Below are 21098 nucleotides of genomic sequence, written 5' to 3'. Positions count from 1 at the left end.
GTTAATCTCCTGTCGACCGGGCAAATGCCCCGCCGCCAAGCATTCCGGGCCGAGGAGAACGCTGAAGATGCCACTACAAACCACAGTTCTGCTTATCAAGAATTGATAAGCCGTCCGCCGCCGTACTGTCGTGTAGCCGATGAGACCTCGCTGATAACCACGTGACTTGGCCACGTGGCCCTCAGCGCTGAGCACATCGGGGTGACGACAGGTTGTGGGGCGAAGGTAGCCCTGGAGAACACCAGAGCTGGCCAGTTTCCTGACCACCAACTGCAAGCCCGATTCATAACCATGTTTAAAGAGCACCTGGCCGGTAACACCCAGCCCTCGTATTTCTACAGACCCGAGGAACGGTTTTCAAGCCGCTGAGTTTCACCGTCCATTTCGCTTGGCCGGCGACCTCATAGAATCAGATATCAAGGGGAGGGAGGCCCTTAACAATCTTGGTAGTCTCCAAGCTTACTGTTACTACTCGCTGGAACAACTCCAGCGGGTACTTGGGGTTACCCATGGTCTCGATGGCCCAGTCGTTGGCGTCGTTGACGATGCCGCTGGCTTTGTCTGTACGAACGGCCTGCCGCTCCATCACCCAGTCCAGCGCAGCCTTTCCGTTGACGACATAGTCCCAAGCAGCTCTGGGGATATCCTTGAGGGTGATGCGGTGGTTGTAGATGACCGTGCTCTTGTCTCCCTTCTTGGCGAACTTCATCTTCTCTACGCGGTAATCAGCACCGGTGAGCGGGCTCTTGGCCTCGATGGTCAGCGGATACGGCTCGACAGTTTCATAGTTCAGGTGAAGATCGGCCAATGCGCGACCCGCTTGGCTGAAGGCCCAGAAGTCGGCAGCCTTCTTCACTGCCGGAATGCGCGGCAGCTCCTTGCTCAGATTGTCGGCAAAGCGTTCGCGGTAGTCCGGGGAATGGAGGATGCCGTAGACGTAGTAGAACAGGTCTTCCTTACTAAGCGACTCACCGGGGTAGGCACTCTGGAAATGCGCCAAGCCAGCGTCAGTCACAGCATCGCGGCGGCGCAGGCCGCCATCAATCGGCTCGGCAAAAAGGTCGCTATCTGAAGCTTGGGCAGCTTCGTCGTAGAGGTAAAGCGGAAAGCATTGCGAGCCCTCGATATCCACGAAGTGAAGGCTGGGCACATGGCGTGAAATCAAAGCGCTAAAAGCTACCTTCTCTCCAGCGGCAGAAACCCCAATCACCAAATTCTCCGTTCCGGCATCGGGGAAGATGCGTGGCATCTGGTAAACCCTCTCGTTGAAGCGACGGTTGTAATACAACCATTGCTTGGTGAAAGGACGATACAGGCTAGAAACCATGTTTCCGCTTTCAAAGGCATAGATGTGATTTCTGACAAGATCCTGTTTGACGTTATGCGTCCAGCTGATTCGGGTCGGATCGGTGTCGATGAATCCATCAACCTGCGCCTGACGGGCCTTGGTATCCAGCCCCGAATACTTCGCGTTGAAACGCTCTACCTCACCGTTGTAGAAGCCGATCATGCTGGTCATGTTGGTTGCTAGCTTTGACTGGCTGGCGTTGTAGGCCCAGGCATCGCGGTTAGTTACAACGCCCAGCGAGAAGTTTTCAAACAGCTTCGGCGCATCGCTTTTCTTTTCACCCAAGACGATGAATCGGTTGAAACTGTTGTCACGCTGCTTCAGCCAGTCTCCATGCTCGTCTGGAGTAATTCTCTGCCATTGCTCAATGCCAGCGACGCTGGCGTAACCGGCTACCTTCTCCAGCTTTTCTTCGCGGCTCAGATAGTCGCCGATATCGTGGAAGTAGATCTGACCGTGACCTTGCGCAGCCGGATTCTTGACCAGCAGTGATATGGCGATAGGAGCTCGGCTGCCACTGCCGAAGATCTTCCCGCCCTCCTTACGTGACGTTTCACCACTGGTGCGCTGGTTGCCGCGCAGGTGGAACACATAGAGGCTGGAGAACTCATCCGCCAGGCACTTGCGCAATCCATCGGTGGTGTTGGCGTCCAGAAAGCCAGCGTTGGTGACAAAGCCAATGATTCCGGTATCGCCAATGCGGTTGCTGGCCCAGCGAATGGCGCGGATATAGCTGTCATATAGCCCCTTGGCGAGCGTGGCCGAGGAGCGTGCTGCATAAGTGGCGCGGATGTCTGCATCCAGCTTGGGGTAATCGACGTTATCGTTGTTGTCGTTCTCGCTCTTCTGCCCAACTGAGTACGGCGGATTACCCACAATCACTCGAATATCCAACGCCTTCTGCCGCTTGCGGCGGGCGCTGTTGTCCACCAGCACTTCATCGATCAGATCTTCTTTTTCATACATCTGGAAGGTGTCGGTCAGGCAGATGCCTTCAAACGGGGTGTATTCGTCGATCACTTCGCCGTGATAGGCCGCTTCGATATTGATGGCGGCAATGTAGTAGGCCAGAAGCACCAGCTCGTTGGCGTGGATTTCGTGCTTGTACTTGTGTGGCAGCTCTTCCGGCTTGATCAGGCCCGACTGAATCAGGCGCGTGATGAAAGTGCCGGTACCGGTGAAGGGATCGATGATGTGGACGCCCTTACTACCCAGGGTCTGACCGAACTCCTGTTGCAGCAGATGGTTGACGCTGTGAAGGATGAAGTCGACCACCTCGACCGGGGTATAAACGATGCCCAAGCGCTCGGTCATCTTTGGGAAGGCATTGCGGAAGAACTTGTCGTACAGCTCAACGATGATCTTCTGTTTTCCCTGGGCATTGTCGATGCCGGCAGCGCGCTGACGCACGCTGGCGTAGAACTTCTCCAGGGTGTCAGCTTCCTTGGCTAGGTGATGCTCGTGGAGCGCGTCCAGCACGCCTTGCATGGCCTTGGACATGGGGTTGTGGCTAGCAAAGCTGTACTCATCGAACAGTGCGTCGAATACTGGCTTGGTAACCAGATGCTGGGCGAGCATTTCGACAATCTCGCCGTCGCTGATACTGTCGTTGAGGTCGTCGCGCAACTCGGCGGCAAATACGTTGAAAGCGGCCTGCTCCTGGGTGTTGGCCGGGTTCTCCAGAATGCCCTGGATACGGTCGATATGGGTGCGAGCGATCTTGGCGATGTCGTTGGCCCAGTCTTCCCAATGGTGGCGGTTGCCGCACTTCTCGACGATCTTGGCGTAGATGGCCTTCTCGATTTCGCCGACCTCGTAGGTCAGCTCAGCCTGCTGAGTCATCTGGCCGGGAACATCATGGTTCTTGCTACCGATCCCGTACTGGCCTTTGCCAGCTTTGCCGTTGGTGGTGCCTGTGGCTTTCTTGGCGTTCTTCTCGGCCTTGTCGGTGATGGCAATAACTTCCATCTTGCGAGGGTCTGAGCCGATCAGGTCGAGCTTGTTGACCATGGCGTCGAAGCTGTCATCGTGCGAGCGCAGCGCTTGGAGCACCTGCCAGACCACCTTGTAAGTCTGGTTGTCGTTGAGCGCTTCGTGGGGCTCCATGCCTGCCGGGATGACCACCGGCAGCACCACATAGCCGCGCTTCTTGCCCGGTGCGTTGCGCATCACGCGGCCAACGGACTGCACCACATCCACCTGGGAGTTACGCGGGGTGAGGAAGAGCACGGCATCCAACGCCGGCACGTCCACGCCCTCAGACAGGCAGCGTACGTTGCTGAGGATGCGGCAGGTGTTTGCCAGAGGTTCTTCCTTCAGCCAGTTGAGCTTGGCTTCCTTGGCACTGGCATTCATGCCGCCATCCACGTGCTCGGCCTCGCAGATGAGGCGCGAGGCTTCGTCAATCTCTTCAGATTCCTGATAGGCCTCGACCACCGCTTGGAACATGCTGGCAATGTTGATCGAGCTGACCTTGTGCTTGGTGCCTTTGTAGTTGGGTGAAATGACCTGACAGAACGCCACGGCACGCTTCATCGGCTCGTCGTCACCAATCAGTTGCTCATGCAGGCCCTGCTTAGCCAATGCCTTCCAGCAGCCGACGATCTTGGCCGCGTCATCCACCTTGAGCTGGTTGTTCTCGTCCTTCAGCATGTCCTGAAGGCGACGGCTGATGGTGCTCTCCTCGACGGTGAGTACCAGCACTTTGTAGTCGGTGAGCAGGCCGCGCTGGACTGCCTCGGAGAAGTTGATGACGAACAGCTCTTTGCCATATAGCGCCTCGTCATCCATCGAGCACAGGGTGACTTCGCCGGACTCAGCTTTGATCTTGGCGCTGTCACCGTAGATGCGAGGCGTAGCGGTCATGTACAGGCGTTTGGCCGCGCGGATGTAGTCACCATCATGAATGCGCACAAAGTTGCTTTCGTCATCATCGCCAAAGGTGGCGCCGGTAGTGCGGTGCGCTTCGTCACAGATCACCAGATCGAAAGCTGGCAGGCCATGATCTGCCTGGGCGCGGCTGATCACGTCGATGGAGTGATAGGTGGAGAACACCACGCTCATGTGCTCGGCATCGTGGCGCTTGAGCATTTCCGACGCGAGGCGATCCGCCTTAGTGGTGGCTGGATAACGCAGTTCGTGGGTAAACACCTGAACCGCGTCATCCTCTGCCTTGCGTTTCTTACCTACGTCGCTATCGGAACAGACCGCAAAACTGTGGAGTAGGGTTGCGCTTTCCTGCGTCCACTCGGTGAGGGTCTGTGACAGCAGCGACAGGCTGGGCACCAGGAACAGTACACGCTTGCCCTTGCCGGCCTGCTGCTCGGCGATTTTCAGACTGGTGAAAGTCTTGCCGGTACCGCAAGCCATGATCAGCTTGCCACGCTCGGCATCCTTCAAGCCGGCAACCACGGCGTTCAGTGCAGTCTGCTGGTGATCGCGCAGCTGCTTGCGCGCCTTTAGCACCACCGCCTGGTTGGGCTGGTATTTAGCCCAGTCGACCTGGCTGTCCTCTAAGGCTTGCAGGTCGATCTTGCTAACCGGAGGCTGCTGGCCCTGCAAGGCGTCCTCGGCATGCTCACTCCAATTGTTTGTCGTGGTTACGATGACGCGGTGCGAGAACGGTGCCTTGCCCGAGGCGGTGAAGAAGCTGTCGATGTCCTTCTTCTGGACTTTGTAGTCCTCGGCGTAGAGCTTGCACTGAATGGCGTGGTACTCGCCGGTGCCCTGGGTGCGCGCCACTAGGTCGATGCCCGCGTCCTTACCGCTGAGGCCCTGTTCCTTGGCCCAGTCGGCGTATGTCCACACCTTGTCGTACAGATCGCGGTAGGTGGCTTCGTTGCGCAGGTAGGCGCAAATCAGCTCCTCGAAGTAGGTGCCTTTTTCGCGCTCGGTGACGGAGGCGGAACGAAAGGTATGGAGCAGAGCGGAGAGGGCAGACATTGCGAATTCCTTTTGATTACAGCTAGCGCAGATCTCAGGCGCTAAATCTTTCCATCTTATCAACAGGTGTCTTTGGGATCAGCCAAAAGAAAACCCCAGCAGATGCAAGATCTACCGGGGTTTTACTCTGCTCATTAACTTTGGCCGAAACGCTTGACTTTGGCCGAAAGGGCAAATAACTTTGCCCACCTCCAGGCAGGGTGGCAGGGTGGCAGGGTGGCAGGGTGGCAGGGCACATCAGCATGCGGTTCGTTTTAAAGAAGCCGCAAGCGTGTCGCATCGTGCTGCCCATCAGTGATGACTTGATGGGCGATGCCCTTTTGATTTGCATAAATTGAAGCGCCCTAGCTGTCCCGTCGAATCTCCCAGAATCGTCCACGCCAAAACGAGATTTTCCGCCTCTTCCTTGTAGCTTCACTACACAGCTCGCCTATGTGTGATTGTGTGGCTATGCCGAAGAGCCTGATCTACAAAGAAAAACCCCGGCGCTAGGCCGGGGTAGTGACAGAAATTGTCATGACAGTAACTCGTTAAATCATGCCAATTAACCTGCCCGTCGACAACCTGTCACACGTCCAGGTTCGACACCGCCAGCGCGTTGCTTTCGATGAAGTCGCGGCGCGGCTCCACGGCATCGCCCATCAGGGTGTTGAAGATCTGGTCGGCGGCGATGGCGTCCTCGATGGTCACCTTGAGCATGCGCCGGACGTTCGGATCCATGGTGGTTTCCCACAGCTGCTCAGGGTTCATCTCGCCCAACCCCTTGTATCGCTGGATGCTGTGGCGCTTGGTACCTTCGGCCATCAGCCAGTCCAGGCCGTCCTTGAAGGCGCTGATCGGGCGCTTGCGCTCACCCTTCTGCACGTAGGCGCCGTCTTCCAGCAGGCTGTTCAGCTGGTCGCCGAGCAGCGACACCGAGCGGTAGTCATTGCTGGCGAAGAAGTCACGGTTGAAGGTGACGTAGCTGGACAGGCCGTGGGCCACCAGTTCCACCTCGGGCAGCCACAGGTGGCGCTCGCGGTCTTCGCGCAGGCTGGCCTTGTAGGTCAGGCCAGACTTCTCGGCGGCGGTCAGGCGCGCCTGGAACTTCTCCAACCAGCCTTGCATGGCCGACTCGTTAGCCAGGTCGTCCACCGACACGGTAGGCAGGTAGATGAAGTGCTCGGTCAGCTCCTGGGGGTACAGGCGCGACAGGCGCTTGAGGGTGGCGATCACCCCGCGATACTCGTTGACCAGTTTCTCCAGCGCCGCCCCGGACAGGCCCGGAGCGTGCTCGTTGACGTGCAGGCTGGCGTCTTCCAGGGCCGACTGGGTCATGTACTCTTCCATGGCCTGGTCGTCCTTGATGTACTGCTCCTGCTTGCCGCGCTTGACCTTGTACAACGGTGGCTGGGCGATGTAGATGTAGCCACGCTCGATCAGCTCGGGCATCTGGCGGAAGAAGAAGGTCAACAGCAGGGTGCGGATGTGCGAACCGTCGACGTCAGCATCGGTCATGATGATGATGTTGTGGTAGCGCAGCTTGTCGATGTTGTACTCCTCGCGGCCGATGCCACAGCCCAGGGCGGTGATCAGCGTACCGACCTCCTGGGAGGAGAGCATCTTGTCGAAGCGTGCCTTCTCGACGTTGAGGATCTTGCCCTTGAGCGGCAGGATCGCCTGGGTCCGGCGATTGCGGCCCTGCTTGGCGGAACCGCCCGCGGAGTCACCCTCCACGATGTACAGTTCGGAGAGCGCCGGGTCCTTTTCCTGGCAATCGGCCAGTTTGCCGGGCAGGCCGGCGATGTCCAGCGCGCCCTTGCGGCGGGTCATCTCGCGCGCCTTGCGCGCGGCTTCACGGGCACGGGCGGCGTCGATCATCTTGCCGACCACGGCCTTGGCTTCGTTGGGATTCTCCAGCAGGAAGTCGGCGAAGTACTTGCCCATCTCCTGTTCCACCGCGGTCTTCACCTCGGAGGAGACCAGCTTGTCCTTGGTCTGCGAGCTGAACTTCGGGTCCGGTACCTTCACCGAGATGATCGCGGTGAGGCCTTCGCGGGCATCGTCGCCGGTGGTGGCGATCTTGAATTTCTTCGCCAGGCCTTCGGCCTCGATGTAGTTGTTCAGGTTACGCGTCAGCGCCGAACGGAAACCGGCCAGGTGGGTGCCGCCATCACGCTGCGGGATGTTGTTGGTGAAGCAGAGCAGGTTCTCGTTGAAGCTGTCGTTCCACTGCAAGGCGACTTCCACACCCACGCCGTCCTCTTCACGCTGGACGTTGAAGTGGAATACCTCGTTCACCGCGGTCTTGTTGGTGTTCAAGTACTCGACGAAGGCCTTCAGACCGCCTTCGTACTTGAACAGCTCCTCCTTGCCGGTACGCTCGTCGCGCAGCAGGATGCCGACGCCGGAGTTGAGGAAGGACAGTTCGCGGATGCGCTTGGCCAGGATGTCCCAACTGAAGTGGATGTTGCTGAAGGTCTCCGGGGACGGCTTGAAGTGAACTTCGGTACCGGAGCCATCGGTCTCGCCCACTTCGCGCAGTGGGAACTGCGGAACGCCGTGGTGGTAGACCTGTTCCCAGACCTTGTTGTGGCGACGGATGGTCAGGCGCAGCTCATGGGACAGCGCGTTCACCACCGAGACGCCCACACCGTGCAAGCCGCCGGACACTTTGTAGGTGTTGTCGTCGAACTTGCCGCCGGCGTGGAGGACGGTCATGATCACTTCCGCCGCAGAAACCCCTTCTTCCTTGTGGATATCCACCGGAATACCGCGTCCATTGTCGCGGACAGTGATCGACTCATCCGTATGGATGGTGATGCTGATTTCGCTGCAGTAACCGGCCAGCGCTTCGTCGATGGAGTTATCCACCACCTCGAACACCATGTGGTGCAGACCGGTGCCATCGTCGGTGTCGCCGATGTACATGCCGGGGCGCTTGCGTACGGCATCCAGCCCCTTCAGCACCTTGATGCTGGAAGAGTCGTACGTGTTGTTCTCGCTCATGCTTCACTCCCGATGGTCGTGGTCTGAGAGACTTTTCCATGTTCCACGTGGAACATGGATACCGGCGTATCCGTGCGCCAGCCGTCTTTCAATAGTTGCGGGTCCACGCAGGTGATGAATACCTGGCAACCCAAATCTTCAAGCAAGCGGCAAAGAGCCATTCGATGCTGCTCATCCAATTCCGAGGGCAGGTCGTCCACCAGGTAGACGCACTGTCCGCGCTTGGCGCGATTGATCAGATGGCCTTGGGCGATGCGCAGGGCGCATACCACCAGCTTCTGCTGACCGCGCGAGAGAATCTCCGCGGCGTTATGACCTGCCAACCGTATGCGAAGATCCGCACGCTGCGGTCCCGCCTGGGTGTGGCCCATCTGCTGGTCGCGCAACAGGCTGGAAGCCAGAACCTCCAGGAGGTCCCGGTCCTTGTCCCAGCCTCGGTAGTAGCTAAGGGTCAGGTCATCCAGTGAAACCAATTCGGCGAGTGTTTCCTCGAATACCGGTTTCAACGCCTGGATATAGCTTCTACGGTAGGCATCGATCTCATCGCTGGCCAGGCTCAATTCCCGGTCCCAGGCCGCTTGCGACGCGGGGTCCAGTTTACCATGCCGGAGCCAGGAGTTCCGCTGGCGCAGCGCCTTCTGCAGGCGCTGCCAGACGGGCAGAAACCGAGGTTCCACGTGGAACACTCCCCAATCGAGGAACTGTCGCCGGATCTTCGGCGCTCCCTCGAGCAACCGAAAGCTGTCCGGGTTGATCAGTTGCAGTGGGAGAGTTTCCGCCAATTGAGCCGCACTCCGGGCGTTCTGCCCATCGATGCGGATGGTGAACTCGCCCTGGCGCTCACGGGAAATCCCCAGGTTGCTGGCGATGCCGTTGGCCAACATCACCTGGCCGAATACGGTGCAGGCCGCTTCCTCATACTGGATCACCGGCTGCAAGCGCGCACTGCGGAATGAACGCGCCAGGCCCAGCAGGTGGATGGCTTCGAGCACACTGGTCTTGCCGCTGCCATTATCGCCGTAGAGGATGTTGATGCGAGGGGAGGGGGAGAGGGTCACCGGGTGCAGGTTGCGCACCGCGGTGACCGAAACGCGGGTCAGGGACATTCAGCGTGATTAGAGGCGCATCGGCATGACGACATAGGCAGAATCGTCATTGTCGGCCTCGTGGACCAGGGCGCTGCTGTTGGAATCGGAAAGGATGAAGCGGACCTGCTCGGTACCGATCACACCCAGCACGTCGAGCAGGTAACTGACGTTGAAGCCGATCTCCAGGTTGCCGCCGTTGTACTCGACCTGCACTTCTTCCTCGGCCTCCTCCTGCTCCGGGTTGTTCGCCTGGATTTTCAGCAAACCGTTGGAAAGCTGCAGGCGAATGCCGCGGTACTTTTCGTTGGAGAGGATCGCGGTACGGCTGAAGGCTTCGCGCAGTTGCTGGCGGTCGCCGACCACCAGCTTGTCGCCACCGCGCGGCAGTACGCGTTCGTAGTCCGGGAACTTGCCGTCCACCAGCTTCGAAGTGAAGGTGAATTCGCCAGTGGTGGCACGGATATGGTGCTGGCCCAGGACGATGCCGACTTCGCCGTCCTGCTCGGTGAGCAGACGAGCCAGTTCGAGGATGCCTTTGCGCGGCACGATCACCTGGTGGCGGTCCTGCGACGGGATCTGCGCATCCAGCGAGCACATGGCCAGTCGGTGGCCGTCGGTGGCGACGGAGCGCAGGGTGCCGCCGTTCACTTCCAGCAGCATGCCGTTGAGGTAGTAACGCACGTCCTGCTGGGCCATGGCGAAGCTGGTGCGGTCGATCAGGCGACGCAGCTTGCTCTGGGCAATGCTGAAGTTCAGCGAGCCGGGACCTTCCTCTACGGTGGGGAAATCGTTGGCCGGCAGGGTGGACAGAGTGAAGCGGCTACGCCCGGCCTTCACCAGGAGTTTCTGCTCTTCGACACGGATGTCGATCAGCACGTCGTTCGGCAGGCTCTTGCAGATGTCCATCAGCTTGCGCGCCGGTACGGTGATCTCGCCGGGTTCGGCGGCATCTTCCAGTACCACGCGACCAACCAGTTCGACCTCGAGGTCGGTGCCGGTCAGCGACAGTTGCTGGCCTTCGACCACCAGCAGGACGTTGGAGAGAACCGGCAATGTCTGGCGGCGTTCCACGACGCCGGCGACCAGTTGCAGCGGTTTCAACAGGGCTTCGCGTTGAATGGTGAAATGCATGGTCTAGTCCCTTGCCTCGTGGGCTGCGTCAGGTTGTCAGGGTACGCAGCAGGTTCTTGTAGTCCTCGCGGATATCCGCGTCGGATTCCCTAAGTTGAGCGATCTTACGACAGGCGTGCAACACCGTGGTGTGATCCCGACCGCCGAAGGCCACGCCGATCTCCGGCAGGCTGTGGTTGGTCAGCTCCTTGGAGAGCGCCATGGCCACCTGGCGCGGGCGCGCCACCGAACGCGAACGCCGCTTGGACAACAGATCGGATATCTTGATCTTGTAGTACTCGGCGACGGTGCGCTGGATGTTGTCGATGCTGACCAGCTTGTCCTGAAGGGCCAACAGGTCCTTCAGCGACTCGCGAATCAGCTCGATGGTGATCGGCCGGCCCATGAAGTGCGAGTGGGCGATCACCCGCTTCAGCGCACCTTCCAGTTCACGCACGTTGGAACGGATGCGCTGGGCGATGAAGAAGGCCGCATCGTGCGGCAGCTCGATCTTCGCCTGCTCAGCCTTCTTCATCAGGATCGCCACCCGGGTTTCCAGTTCCGGCGGCTCGACGGCCACCGTGAGGCCCCAGCCGAAGCGGGATTTCAGCCGCTCTTCCAGGCCTTCGATTTCCTTCGGATAGCGGTCGCTGGTGAGGATCACCTGCTGGCCGCCTTCGAGAAGGGCATTGAAGGTGTGGAAGAACTCCTCCTGGGAGCGCTCCTTACGGGCGAAGAACTGGATGTCGTCGATCAACAGTGCGTCCACCGAGCGGTAGAAGCGCTTGAATTCGTTGATGGCGTTGAGCTGCAAGGCCTTCACCATGTCCGCGACGAAACGTTCCGAATGCAGGTAGACCACCTTGGCGTTCGGGTTCTTCTTCAGCAGGTGGTTGCCCACCGCATGCATCAGGTGGGTCTTGCCCAGGCCGACGCCACCGTAGAGGAACAGCGGGTTGTAGCCGTGCTTGAGGTTGTCCGCCACCTGCCAGGCGGCGGCGCGGGCCAACTGGTTGGACTTGCCCTCGACGAAGTTCTCGAAGGTGAAGGTACGGTTGAGATAGCTGGTGTGCTTCAGCGCGCCTTCGACCTGGACGTTGCGCTCGGTGCGTACCGCAGGCGCGGCTCCGGCCGGCATGGCGGCGGCCAGCGGATCGATGCTGGGCTCTTCCGGCTCGTAGGGGTCGCTCGACACGCTGGGAGCCGTCGTCACTGGCGGCAGCTCTTCACGTGGCACCACCACGGGCGCGGCCGATACCGGCTGCACTGGCGCCGGCGGCGGAGCAACCGGAGGCGGGGGAGCCACGTGGGTCTGCGATGGGACGATGGCGGCGCGCGGCGTACGGCTACGCTTGCTGCCTATTAATAAGGAAAGGGCGGGCAACTGACCCTCGCCGCGTTCACCGAGCAGTTCCAGAAGCCGACCGAGGTATTTCTCGTTCACCCAATCGAGGACGAAACGGTTGGGTGCATACACACGCAATTCGTCGCCTTCGGCTTCGACCTGCAAGGGACGGATCCAGGTGTTGAATTGTTGGGACGGCAGCTCATCGCGGAGAAGATCCACGCACTGCTGCCAAAGTTCCACGGACACGGATATCCCCCAAAGATTGGAAAGGCGGCACAACGAAATAGGCGCCTATTGTAGCCGGATGGGCCGGACTTATCCACATGCCGATGCGCTGAGGCCCCAAGCAAATCAAGACCTTAATAAAAGCAGGCAGGCCGACGGACGGTCGTCCTGGACTTTGTGGATAACCCTTGCTTTGAAGGGGGTACATCCCTGCGCACAGCCGTGTGGAAAAAAACGCTGTGGATAACCATCTCGTTCATCCCCAGGCTTCGCTCAGGAAGGAAACAGCCTCGACACCGGTTCTCGACAACCTTTTGCCTGCCGGAGAAACACGCAGTTGCTGGGCTTCATCGAGTTATGCACAGAAAAGCGCCGTCCCAAGAGCATTAACCGTTTCTATCCTTTAAAAGAAAAATGACTTCCTTGTATCTATCTATTACGTCATCGCTGGTTGGAAATTGACCTGCCCGTTCGATTTCACTAGAATCGCCGGTCTCTTTAAACGGGGTCACTGCGACCTCAAGTCGTCAACCCAGGTACCGAATCATGAAACGTACTTTCCAACCCAGCACCCTCAAGCGCGCTCGCGTCCACGGTTTCCGCGCCCGTATGGCCACCAAGAACGGCCGTCAGGTTCTGTCGCGTCGTCGCGCCAAAGGCCGTAAGCGTCTGACCGTCTGATTTATCCGGTACGGGTGGTGAGTCGGGACTTCGACCGGGACAAGCGTCTACTGACAGCCCGGCAATTCAGCGCAGTCTTCGACTCTCCGACCGGCAAGGTCCCCGGCAAGCACGTCCTGCTGCTGGCGCGCGAGAACGGTCTCGATCACCCCCGGCTGGGCCTGGTGATCGGCAAGAAGAACGTCAAGCTCGCCGTCCAGCGCAATCGCCTCAAACGCCTGATCCGCGAATCGTTCCGCCATAACCAGGAAGTCCTGGCTGGCTGGGATATCGTGGTGATCGCGCGCAAAGGCCTGGGCGAACTGGAAAATCCGGAGCTGCACCAGCAGTTCGGCAAGCTCTGGAAACGCCTGTTGCGCAATCGACCTCGCACGGAAAGCCCTGCTGACGCCCCTGGCGTGGCCGACGGTACTCATGCATAGGTCGATGCCCGCGCATCCCGATCCCTGTAGTGTCATCCCCCCTTCGATGACCCGGCACCGTCGTTCCCAGCCAAGTTGTACTTCCCTAGCGTACGAGGCTATCGCGCAGCATGGCCCGCGACGCAATGGTCGCCCGAGTGCGGTTTCCTCCACTCGGCTCCATCACTGGCAATCCCGTAGCCACGATCTGCTACTGTCAGTTTCCTTCAAGCCCCGCCCTTTCTCGATGGCCGAGTAACCATGGACATTCAACGCTCGATTCTCATCGTCGCCCTTGCAGTCGTGTCCTACCTGCTGGTTCTCCAGTGGAACAAGGATTACGGTCAGCCTGAGCTGCCCGCCGCCAGCGCTTCGATGAACACCACGCAAGGCCTGCCGGACACTCCGTCCGCCTCGGGCACCAGCAGTGACGTTCCCACTGCCCAGAGCAGTGCGGCCGGCAGCGAAGCCGCCGACAAGCCGGTTGCGGTCAGCGACAAGCTGATCCAGGTGAAGACCGACGTCCTCGACCTGGCCATCGATCCCCGTGGCGGCGATATCGTCCAGCTCGGCCTGTTGCAGTATCCGCGCCGCCTGGACCGTCCGGACGTGCCGTTCCCGCTGTTCGACAACGGTCGCGAACGTACCTACCTGGCGCAGAGCGGCCTCACCGGTGCCGACGGCCCGGACGCCAGCAGCGCCGGCCGCCCGCTGTTCCACAGTGCGCAGAGCAGCTACCAGTTGGCCGACGGCCAGAACGAACTGGTCGTGGACCTGAGCTTCAGCCACGACGGTGTCAACTACATCAAGCGCTTCACCTTCCACCGTGGCCTGAAAGCCGATTGCTCGGACAAGGAAAAGGCTCAGAAGAAGATCGAGTGCATCAATGAAAACGCCTATCAGGTCGGCGTCAGCTACCTGATCGACAACCAGAGCGGCAAGACCTGGAGCGGCAACCTGTTCGCCCAGCTCAAGCGCGACGGCAGCGCCGACCCGTCCTCGACCACCGCCACCGGGGTGTCCACCTACCTCGGCGCCGCGGTCTGGACCCCGGATTCGCCGTACAAGAAGATCTCCACCAAGGACATGGACAAGGAACAGTTCAAGGAGTCCGTGCAGGGTGGCTGGGTCGCCTGGCTGCAACACTACTTCGTGACCGCCTGGGTTCCGACCAAGGGCGAGCAGCACCAGGTCATGACCCGCAAGGACGGCCAGGGCAACTACATCGTCGGTTTCACCGGCCCGACCCTGAGCGTTCCGGCGGGTAGCAAGGTGGAAACCGACCTGACCCTGTATGCCGGCCCGAAACTCCAGAAGCACCTGAAGGAACTCTCCCCGGGCCTGGAACTGACCGTCGACTACGGTTTCCTCTGGTTCATCGCCCAGCCGATCTTCTGGCTGCTGCAACATATCCACAGCCTGATCGGCAACTGGGGCTGGTCGATCATCGCCCTGACCGTCCTGATCAAGCTGGCCTTCTTCCCGTTGTCCGCCGCCAGCTACCGTTCGATGGCGCGCATGCGCGCGGTGTCGCCGAAGATGCAGGCGATCAAGGAACAGCACGGCGACGATCGGCAGAAGATGTCCCAGGCGATGATGGAGCTGTACAAGAAGGAGAAGATCAATCCGCTAGGCGGCTGCCTGCCGATCCTGGTCCAGATGCCGGTCTTCCTCTCCCTCTACTGGGTACTCCTGGAAAGCGTGGAAATGCGCCAGGCGCCGTGGCTCGGCTGGATCACCGACCTGTCGGTGAAGGATCCGTTCTTCATCCTGCCGATCGTCATGGGCGGCACCATGCTGATCCAGCAGATGCTCAACCCGACCCCGCCGGACCCGATGCAGGCCAAGGTGATGAAGCTGATGCCGATCATCTTCACCTTCTTCTTCCTCTGGTTCCCAGCCGGTCTGGTGCTGTACTGGGTGGTCAACAACTGCCTGTCGATCGCTCAGCAGTGGTACATTACCCGCAAGATCGAGGCAGCCGCGAAGACCGCCTGACGTCTATCGCGAAAACTGTCCACAACAAGACGCCCCCTCGAGGGGCGTCTTGCTATCCGGAGATATCCACATGCAAGCCGCCACCGAAACCATCGTCGCGATAGCTACTGCCCAGGGCCGCGGCGGCGTGGGAATCGTTCGCGTCTCCGGCCCCCTCGCCGGACAGATGGCCGTGGCCGTGAGCGGACGCCAGCTGAAAGCCCGGCATGCGCATTACGGACCGTTCCTCGATGCCGGTGGGCAGGTGATCGACGAAGGCCTGTCACTGTATTTCCCCGGCCCGAACTCGTTCACCGGCGAAGACGTACTCGAACTGCAGGGGCACGGCGGCCCCGTGGTACTCGACCTGCTGGTGCAGCGTTGTCTGGAACTGGGCGCCCGCCAGGCGCGACCGGGCGAGTTCAGCGAGCGCGCGTTCCTAAACGACAAGCTCGACCTGGCCCAGGCCGAAGCCATCGCCGATCTGATCGAGGCCAGCTCGGAGCAGGCCGCGCGCAATGCATTGCGTTCCCTGCAGGGCGAATTCTCGCGCCGGGTACATGCATTGACCGAGCAACTGATTTCCCTGCGCATCTATGTCGAAGCCGCCATCGACTTCCCCGAGGAAGAAATCGACTTCCTCGCCGATGGCCATGTACTGGGGCTTCTGGAAAAAGTACGCACAGAATTATCCACAGTGCAGCGCGAAGCTTCCCAAGGCGCCCTGCTGCGCGACGGCATGACCGTGGTCATCGCCGGACGACCGAATGCCGGCAAGTCCAGCCTGCTGAATGCCCTGGCCGGTCGCGAGGCGGCCATCGTCACGGACATAGCCGGCACCACCCGCGATGTACTGCGCGAACATATCCACATCGATGGCATGCCCCTGCATGTGGTGGACACCGCAGGCCTGCGGGATACCGAGGACCATGTGGAAAAGATCGGCGTGGAACGTGCGCTGAAAGCCATCGGCGAAGCCGATCGCGTGCTGCTGGTGGTGGACGCCACCGCCCCGGAAGCAGCGGACCCGTTTTCCCTATGGCCGGAGTTTCTCGACCAGCGACCGGAACCGGGCAAGGTCACCCTGATCCGCAACAAGGCGGATTTGTCCACAGAGTCCATTGGCCTCGAGGAAAGCGCGGACGGCCACGTCACCATCACCCTCTCGGCGCGCACCGGCGCCGGCCTGGAGCTGCTGCGCGAACACCTGAAGGCCTGCATGGGCTTCGAACAGACCGCGGAAAGCGGTTTCAGCGCCCGCCGGCGCCACCTGGAGGCGCTGCGCCAGGCTGGCCAGGCGCTGGAGCATGGCCACAGCCAACTTATCCACAATGGCGCAGGCGAGCTGCTGGCCGAGGATCTGCGCCAGGCCCAGCAGCACCTGGGTGAAATCACCGGCGCATTCACCCCCGATGACCTGCTGGGTCGCATCTTCTCGAGTTTCTGCATCGGCAAGTAATGGGGCTCGGCCCACGCCGAGTTGTGGATAACCAGGGCAAGGTTCGCTCCGGTTCTGCGTACTTTCCTTTCACTGTGCCCCTTGCCGCCGGCACTCAACCACGCAGGCATGGATTGCCGGCGCGCCGCTTCGTCCCCGAGAAAACCATCTGCGCCGATGTCGGTCTGCATGGGTTGGATATCCACCTGGGAGAGGTTTATGCACAGGCACCGCGCTCCGATCCGGCGTCCACGAAGGCGCTGCGCTGTGGTCAATCTCCCTCTCGAACGGCGTATCTATCCCGTTGTCCCGCCTGGCGCTATCGCCACACGCCGGGACGTTCCGTGCACGCAAGACAACCCGGTAAGCGGTTTATCCACAAGCCTGGAAGAGATTCTGCGAAAAGAGCTGTGGCAGACCCTGGACTCCGTCGATACCGGTCAGGCGCGGCCCTCGCCTTCGGCTCCCAAGGCGTCCCAGGGCGAGCACTCGGACACTACAACATGGAGATCGTAGCCAACCTGGCGGTATGGCTCGGCGGCGAATGCCATGTCGGACAGATGATCGACTGGTTCGGCAGTTACGACCGCACTAGCGGGCTCAGTGCTCGGCTACTGCTGCGCAAACCCGCTAGCGAGGGCTCCGAGCGGGATTTCCAGGTCTCCGCCAAGCGCCGCTTCGAGCGCCTGTCGTCGTCCATCGATACGCTGGAAAGCGGCAACGACTGAGCCGTTCCCACGCCTTTCCATCTCCTTCTTCCTACCTGGCTGCGGTCCTGCCGCGGCCCGGATACGCTCGCCTGAAACCTGTGGAAAACCCCAGGGACAGGAGGGTAGATAAACCCGCCGAAGCTCTGTGCATAACTCCACATGTTGATAACGAGCCATTCCATCCACAGCTAAAAAACGCTTATCAACAGGGCCCATATAGGGTTTGGGACAGCCTTATCATTCGCTACAGGCTATGTATTTACTGGGCTCGACGTACTTATCAACAGAAAAGCCGCTGCCAAATAATAAACACAAGTTCTAAAAAGATATAAACATTCCTTTCCTTTTATTTTTTGTAAGCCCGCCGAGCCGTTTTGCTCCCTCGATCTGGATTGGCTATTTTTTGTCCAGGAGTCTTCATTCAGGTTCGCTAAATCCTTATACTGTCCGGCTTTCCTGAATTCCTGCTTCTGAACAGGCCGAGGTGCGTGGTGGATTTCCCTACCCGTTTTGACGTAATCGTGATCGGCGGTGGCCATGCAGGCACCGAAGCCGCACTCGCGGCTGCGCGCATGGGTGTGAAAACCCTGCTGTTGACCCACAATGTGGAAACCCTGGGGCAGATGAGCTGCAACCCCGCCATCGGCGGCATCGGCAAGAGCCATCTGGTCAAGGAAATCGACGCCCTTGGCGGCGCCATGGCCGAAGCCACCGACAAGGGCGGTATCCAGTTCCGCATCCTTAACAGCCGCAAGGGGCCGGCAGTGCGCGCCACTCGTGCACAAGCCGATCGCGTGCTCTATAAGGCCGCTATCCGCCATACACTGGAAAACCAGCCGAACCTGTGGATATTCCAGCAGGCCTGCGACGACCTGATCGTCGAGCAGGATCAGGTCCGCGGCGTAGTGACCCAGATGGGCCTGCGCTTCCATGCTGACAACGTGGTCCTGACTACCGGCACCTTCCTCGGCGGACTTATCCACATAGGCCTGGAGAACTACTCCGGCGGACGCGCCGGCGACCCACCGTCCATCGCACTGGCACGGCGTCTGCGTGAATTGCCGCTGCGGGTCGGCCGTCTGAAGACCGGTACGCCGCCGCGGATCGACGGGCGCAGCGTGGACTTCTCGGTGATGACCGAGCAGCCGGGCGACACGCCGATCCCGGTGATGTCCTTCCTTGGTTCGAAGGAACAGCATCCCGAGCAGGTCAGTTGCTGGATCACCCATACCAACGCACGGACCCACGAGATCATCGCCGCCAACCTCGATCGTTCGCCGATGTATTCCGGTGTGATCGAAGGCATCGGCCCGCGCTACTGCCCGTCGATCGAAGACAAGATCCATCGCTTCGCCGACAAGGAAAGCCACCAGGTCTTCCTCGAGCCGGAAGGCCTGACGACCCACGAGCTGTATCCCAACGGCATTTCCACGTCCCTGCCGTTCGACGTGCAACTGCAGATCGTGCGTTCCATCCGTGGCATGGAAAACGCCCACATCGTGCGGCCGGGCTATGCGATCGAGTACGACTTCTTCGATCCCCGCGATCTCAGGTACAGCCTGGAGACCAAGGTCATCGGCGGCCTGTTCTTCGCCGGCCAGATCAACGGCACCACCGGCTACGAGGAAGCAGGCGCCCAGGGCCTGCTGGCCGGCGCCAATGCTGCGTTGCGTTCGCAGGGCAAGGACAGCTGGTGCCCGCGCCGTGACGAGGCCTACATCGGCGTGCTGGTGGACGACCTGATCACGCTCGGCACCCAGGAGCCGTACCGCATGTTCACCTCGCGGGCGGAATACCGCCTGATCCTCCGCGAGGACAACGCCGACCTGCGTCTCACCGAGAAGGGACGCGAGCTGGGCCTTGTCGACGATCGGCGCTGGGCTGCCTTCGAAGCCAAGCGCGAAGGTATCGAACGCGAGGAACAGCGGCTGAAGAGCACCTGGGTGCGGCCGAATACCCCGCAGGGCGACGCCATCGCCGAGCGTTTCGGTACGCCGCTGACCCATGAATACAACCTGCTCAACCTGCTGAGCCGCCCCGAGATCGATTACGCCGGCCTGGTGGAGATCACCGGCGACGCTGTGGATAACCCCCAGGTGGCCGAGCAGGTGGAGATTCGCACCAAGTACGCCGGCTACATCGACCGCCAGCAGGAGGAAATCGCCCGGCTGCGCGCCAGCGAAGATACCCGCCTGCCTGTGGATATCGATTACCTGGGAATTTCCGGCCTGTCGAAGGAAATCCAGAACAAGCTGAACCAGGCCCGTCCGGAAACCCTCGGACAGGCTTCGCGAATCCCCGGCGTCACGCCGGCTGCGATTTCGCTGTTGTTGATCCACCTGAAGAAGCGTGCCTCTGGCCGCCAACTGGAGCAGAGCGCTTGATGTCTGCGGTAACCCAACACCACGCCGACGAACTCGCGTGCGGTGCTGACGAGCTAGGCGTCGCTCTCGACGCCGACAAGCAACGCCAGCTGCTGGCCTATCTGGCCCTGCTGATCAAATGGAACAAGGCTTACAACCTGACCGCCGTGCGCGACCCGGACGAGATGGTTTCGCGCCACCTGCTCGACAGCCTGAGCATCGTGCCTTACGCCGAGGCTGGGGATAACTGGCTGGATGTCGGCAGCGGCGGCGGCATGCCCGGCGTGCCGCTGGCCATCCTGTTCCCGGAAAAGCGCCTGACCCTGCTCGACAGCAACGGCAAGAAGACCCGCTTCCTGACCCAGGTGAAGCTCGAGCTGAAGCTGGCCAACCTCGAAGTCGTGCACAGCCGGGTGGAAGCCTTCCGTCCCGAGAGCCCCTTCGATGGCATCGTTTCCCGCGCTTTCAGCAGCCTGGAGGACTTCGCCAACTGGACCCGCCACCTCGGTGGCCAGGAAACCCGCTGGCTGGCGATGAAGGGCGTGCATCCGAACGAAGAGCTGGCGGCACTCCCGGAGGATTTCCGGGTCGAAGCCGAGCACGCGCTGGCGGTACCCGGTTGCCAAGGTCAGCGGCATCTGCTGATACTGCGGCGCACAGCATGAGGGGGAACAGGGATAACCATGGCTAAGGTATTCGCGATCGCCAACCAGAAAGGCGGTGTCGGCAAGACCACGACCTGTATCAACCTCGCGGCCTCCCTCGTGGCGACCAAGCGCCGCGTCCTCCTGCTGGACCTGGATCCCCAGGGCAACGCCACCACCGGCAGCGGCATCGACAAGCACAACCTGGAGCACTCCATCTACGACGTGCTCACCGGCGAGTGCAACCTCGCCGAGGCCATGCAGTTCTCCGAACACGGCGGCTACCAGTTGTTGCCGGCCAACCGCGACCTGACCGCCGCGGAAGTGGTGCTGCTGGAAATGGACATGAAGGAAAATCGCCTGCGCAACGCGCTGGCGCCGATCCGCGAGAACTACGACTACATCCTCATCGACTGCCCGCCGTCGCTGTCGATGCTCACCGTCAACGCGCTGACCGCCGCCGACGGCGTGATCATCCCCATGCAGTGCGAGTACTACGCGCTGGAGGGACTGACCGACCTGATGAACAGCATCCAGCGCATCGGCCAGTTGCTCAACCCGACGCTGAAGATCGAGGGCCTGTTGCGGACCATGTACGATCCGCGCATCAGCCTGACCAACGATGTCTCCGCGCAGTTGCAGGAGCATTTCGGCGACACCCTCTACAGCACCGTCATCCCGCGTAACGTGCGCCTCGCCGAAGCCCCCAGCTTCGGCATGCCGGCGCTGGTTTACGACAAGCAATCCCGCGGCGCCATCGCCTACCTGGCGCTGGCCGGCGAGCTGGTCCGCCGCCAGCGCGCCAAAGGCCGCGCCGCAACCGCATAAGGAACCC

Annotated in this window: 12 protein-coding genes and 1 pseudogene; 8 read left to right on the top strand and 5 right to left on the bottom strand. The window is 60.6% G+C overall.

Annotated elements, in window-relative coordinates:
* Window positions 1–409: 409 nt before the first annotated feature.
* From VQ067_RS00140 to dnaA, 5 genes and pseudogenes are all read right to left on the bottom strand, one after another.
* Window positions 410–5290: a DEAD/DEAH box helicase gene (locus VQ067_RS00140; protein ID WP_003109152.1), complete on the bottom strand. Its 4881-nt coding sequence runs from the start codon at window positions 5288–5290 to the stop codon at window positions 410–412.
* A gap of 567 nt (window positions 5291–5857) precedes the next feature.
* Complete coding sequence (gene gyrB, locus VQ067_RS00135) at window positions 5858–8278, bottom strand: DNA topoisomerase (ATP-hydrolyzing) subunit B (protein WP_003097268.1); 2421 nt, start codon at window positions 8276–8278, stop codon at window positions 5858–5860.
* Between the two features lie 3 nt (window positions 8279–8281).
* Window positions 8282–9384: pseudogene (gene recF, locus VQ067_RS00130) on the bottom strand (DNA replication/repair protein RecF).
* Between the two features lie 9 nt (window positions 9385–9393).
* Window positions 9394–10497 carry a DNA polymerase III subunit beta gene (dnaN, locus tag VQ067_RS00125; RefSeq protein WP_003097262.1) on the bottom strand — a complete coding sequence of 368 codons (1104 nt, stop codon included), beginning with the start codon at window positions 10495–10497 and terminating at the stop codon, window positions 9394–9396.
* Between the two features lie 28 nt (window positions 10498–10525).
* On the bottom strand, window positions 10526–12070 hold the full coding sequence (gene dnaA / locus VQ067_RS00120; protein ID WP_003109151.1) for a chromosomal replication initiator protein DnaA: 1545 nt from the start codon (window positions 12068–12070) through the stop codon (window positions 10526–10528).
* Between the two features lie 525 nt (window positions 12071–12595).
* Between dnaA and rpmH the strand changes: the two genes are divergently transcribed.
* The 8 genes from rpmH to soj all read left to right on the top strand — a co-directional run bounded on the left by rpmH (window position 12596) and on the right by soj (window position 21091).
* A complete protein-coding gene (gene rpmH / locus VQ067_RS00115) occupies window positions 12596–12730 on the top strand; it encodes a 50S ribosomal protein L34 (protein ID WP_003100258.1) in 135 nt (44 codons plus the stop codon).
* A 14-nt stretch (window positions 12731–12744) separates the two neighbouring features.
* Window positions 12745–13152 carry a ribonuclease P protein component gene (rnpA, locus tag VQ067_RS00110; protein ID WP_023092815.1) on the top strand — a complete coding sequence of 136 codons (408 nt, stop codon included), beginning with the start codon at window positions 12745–12747 and terminating at the stop codon, window positions 13150–13152.
* Window positions 13153–13392: 240 nt separating this feature from the next.
* Entirely contained in the window at window positions 13393–15129 is a 1737-nt protein-coding gene (gene yidC / locus VQ067_RS00105) for a membrane protein insertase YidC (protein ID WP_003097255.1), read from the top strand.
* 70 nt (window positions 15130–15199) lie between these two features.
* Window positions 15200–16567 (top strand): tRNA uridine-5-carboxymethylaminomethyl(34) synthesis GTPase MnmE, encoded by a 1368-nt coding sequence (mnmE, locus tag VQ067_RS00100; protein WP_003122297.1) that lies wholly within the window; start codon window positions 15200–15202, stop codon window positions 16565–16567.
* 482 nt (window positions 16568–17049) lie between these two features.
* Window positions 17050–17274, top strand: coding sequence for a hypothetical protein (locus tag VQ067_RS00095; protein ID WP_015503905.1), 225 nt, complete (start codon window positions 17050–17052; stop codon window positions 17272–17274).
* A gap of 473 nt (window positions 17275–17747) precedes the next feature.
* The gene (gene mnmG / locus VQ067_RS00090) at window positions 17748–19640 is read left to right on the top strand and encodes a tRNA uridine-5-carboxymethylaminomethyl(34) synthesis enzyme MnmG (RefSeq protein ID WP_003100244.1); all 1893 of its coding nucleotides are present in this window, start codon (window positions 17748–17750) and stop codon (window positions 19638–19640) included.
* Entirely contained in the window at window positions 19640–20284 is a 645-nt protein-coding gene (gene rsmG, locus VQ067_RS00085; protein WP_033989981.1) for a 16S rRNA (guanine(527)-N(7))-methyltransferase RsmG, read from the top strand. Before mnmG ends, rsmG begins: the two co-directional genes overlap by 1 nt.
* 18 nt (window positions 20285–20302) lie before the next feature.
* A complete protein-coding gene (soj, locus tag VQ067_RS00080) occupies window positions 20303–21091 on the top strand; it encodes a chromosome partitioning protein Soj (protein ID WP_003097243.1) in 789 nt (262 codons plus the stop codon).
* Window positions 21092–21098 lie beyond the last annotated feature (7 nt).

It is taken from the genome of Pseudomonas sp. KBN12P06040 (assembly GCF_037574965.1).
Classification (GTDB): Bacteria; Pseudomonadota; Gammaproteobacteria; order Pseudomonadales; family Pseudomonadaceae; genus Pseudomonas; species Pseudomonas aeruginosa.
This window is presented reverse-complemented; position numbering and strand designations above follow the sequence as displayed.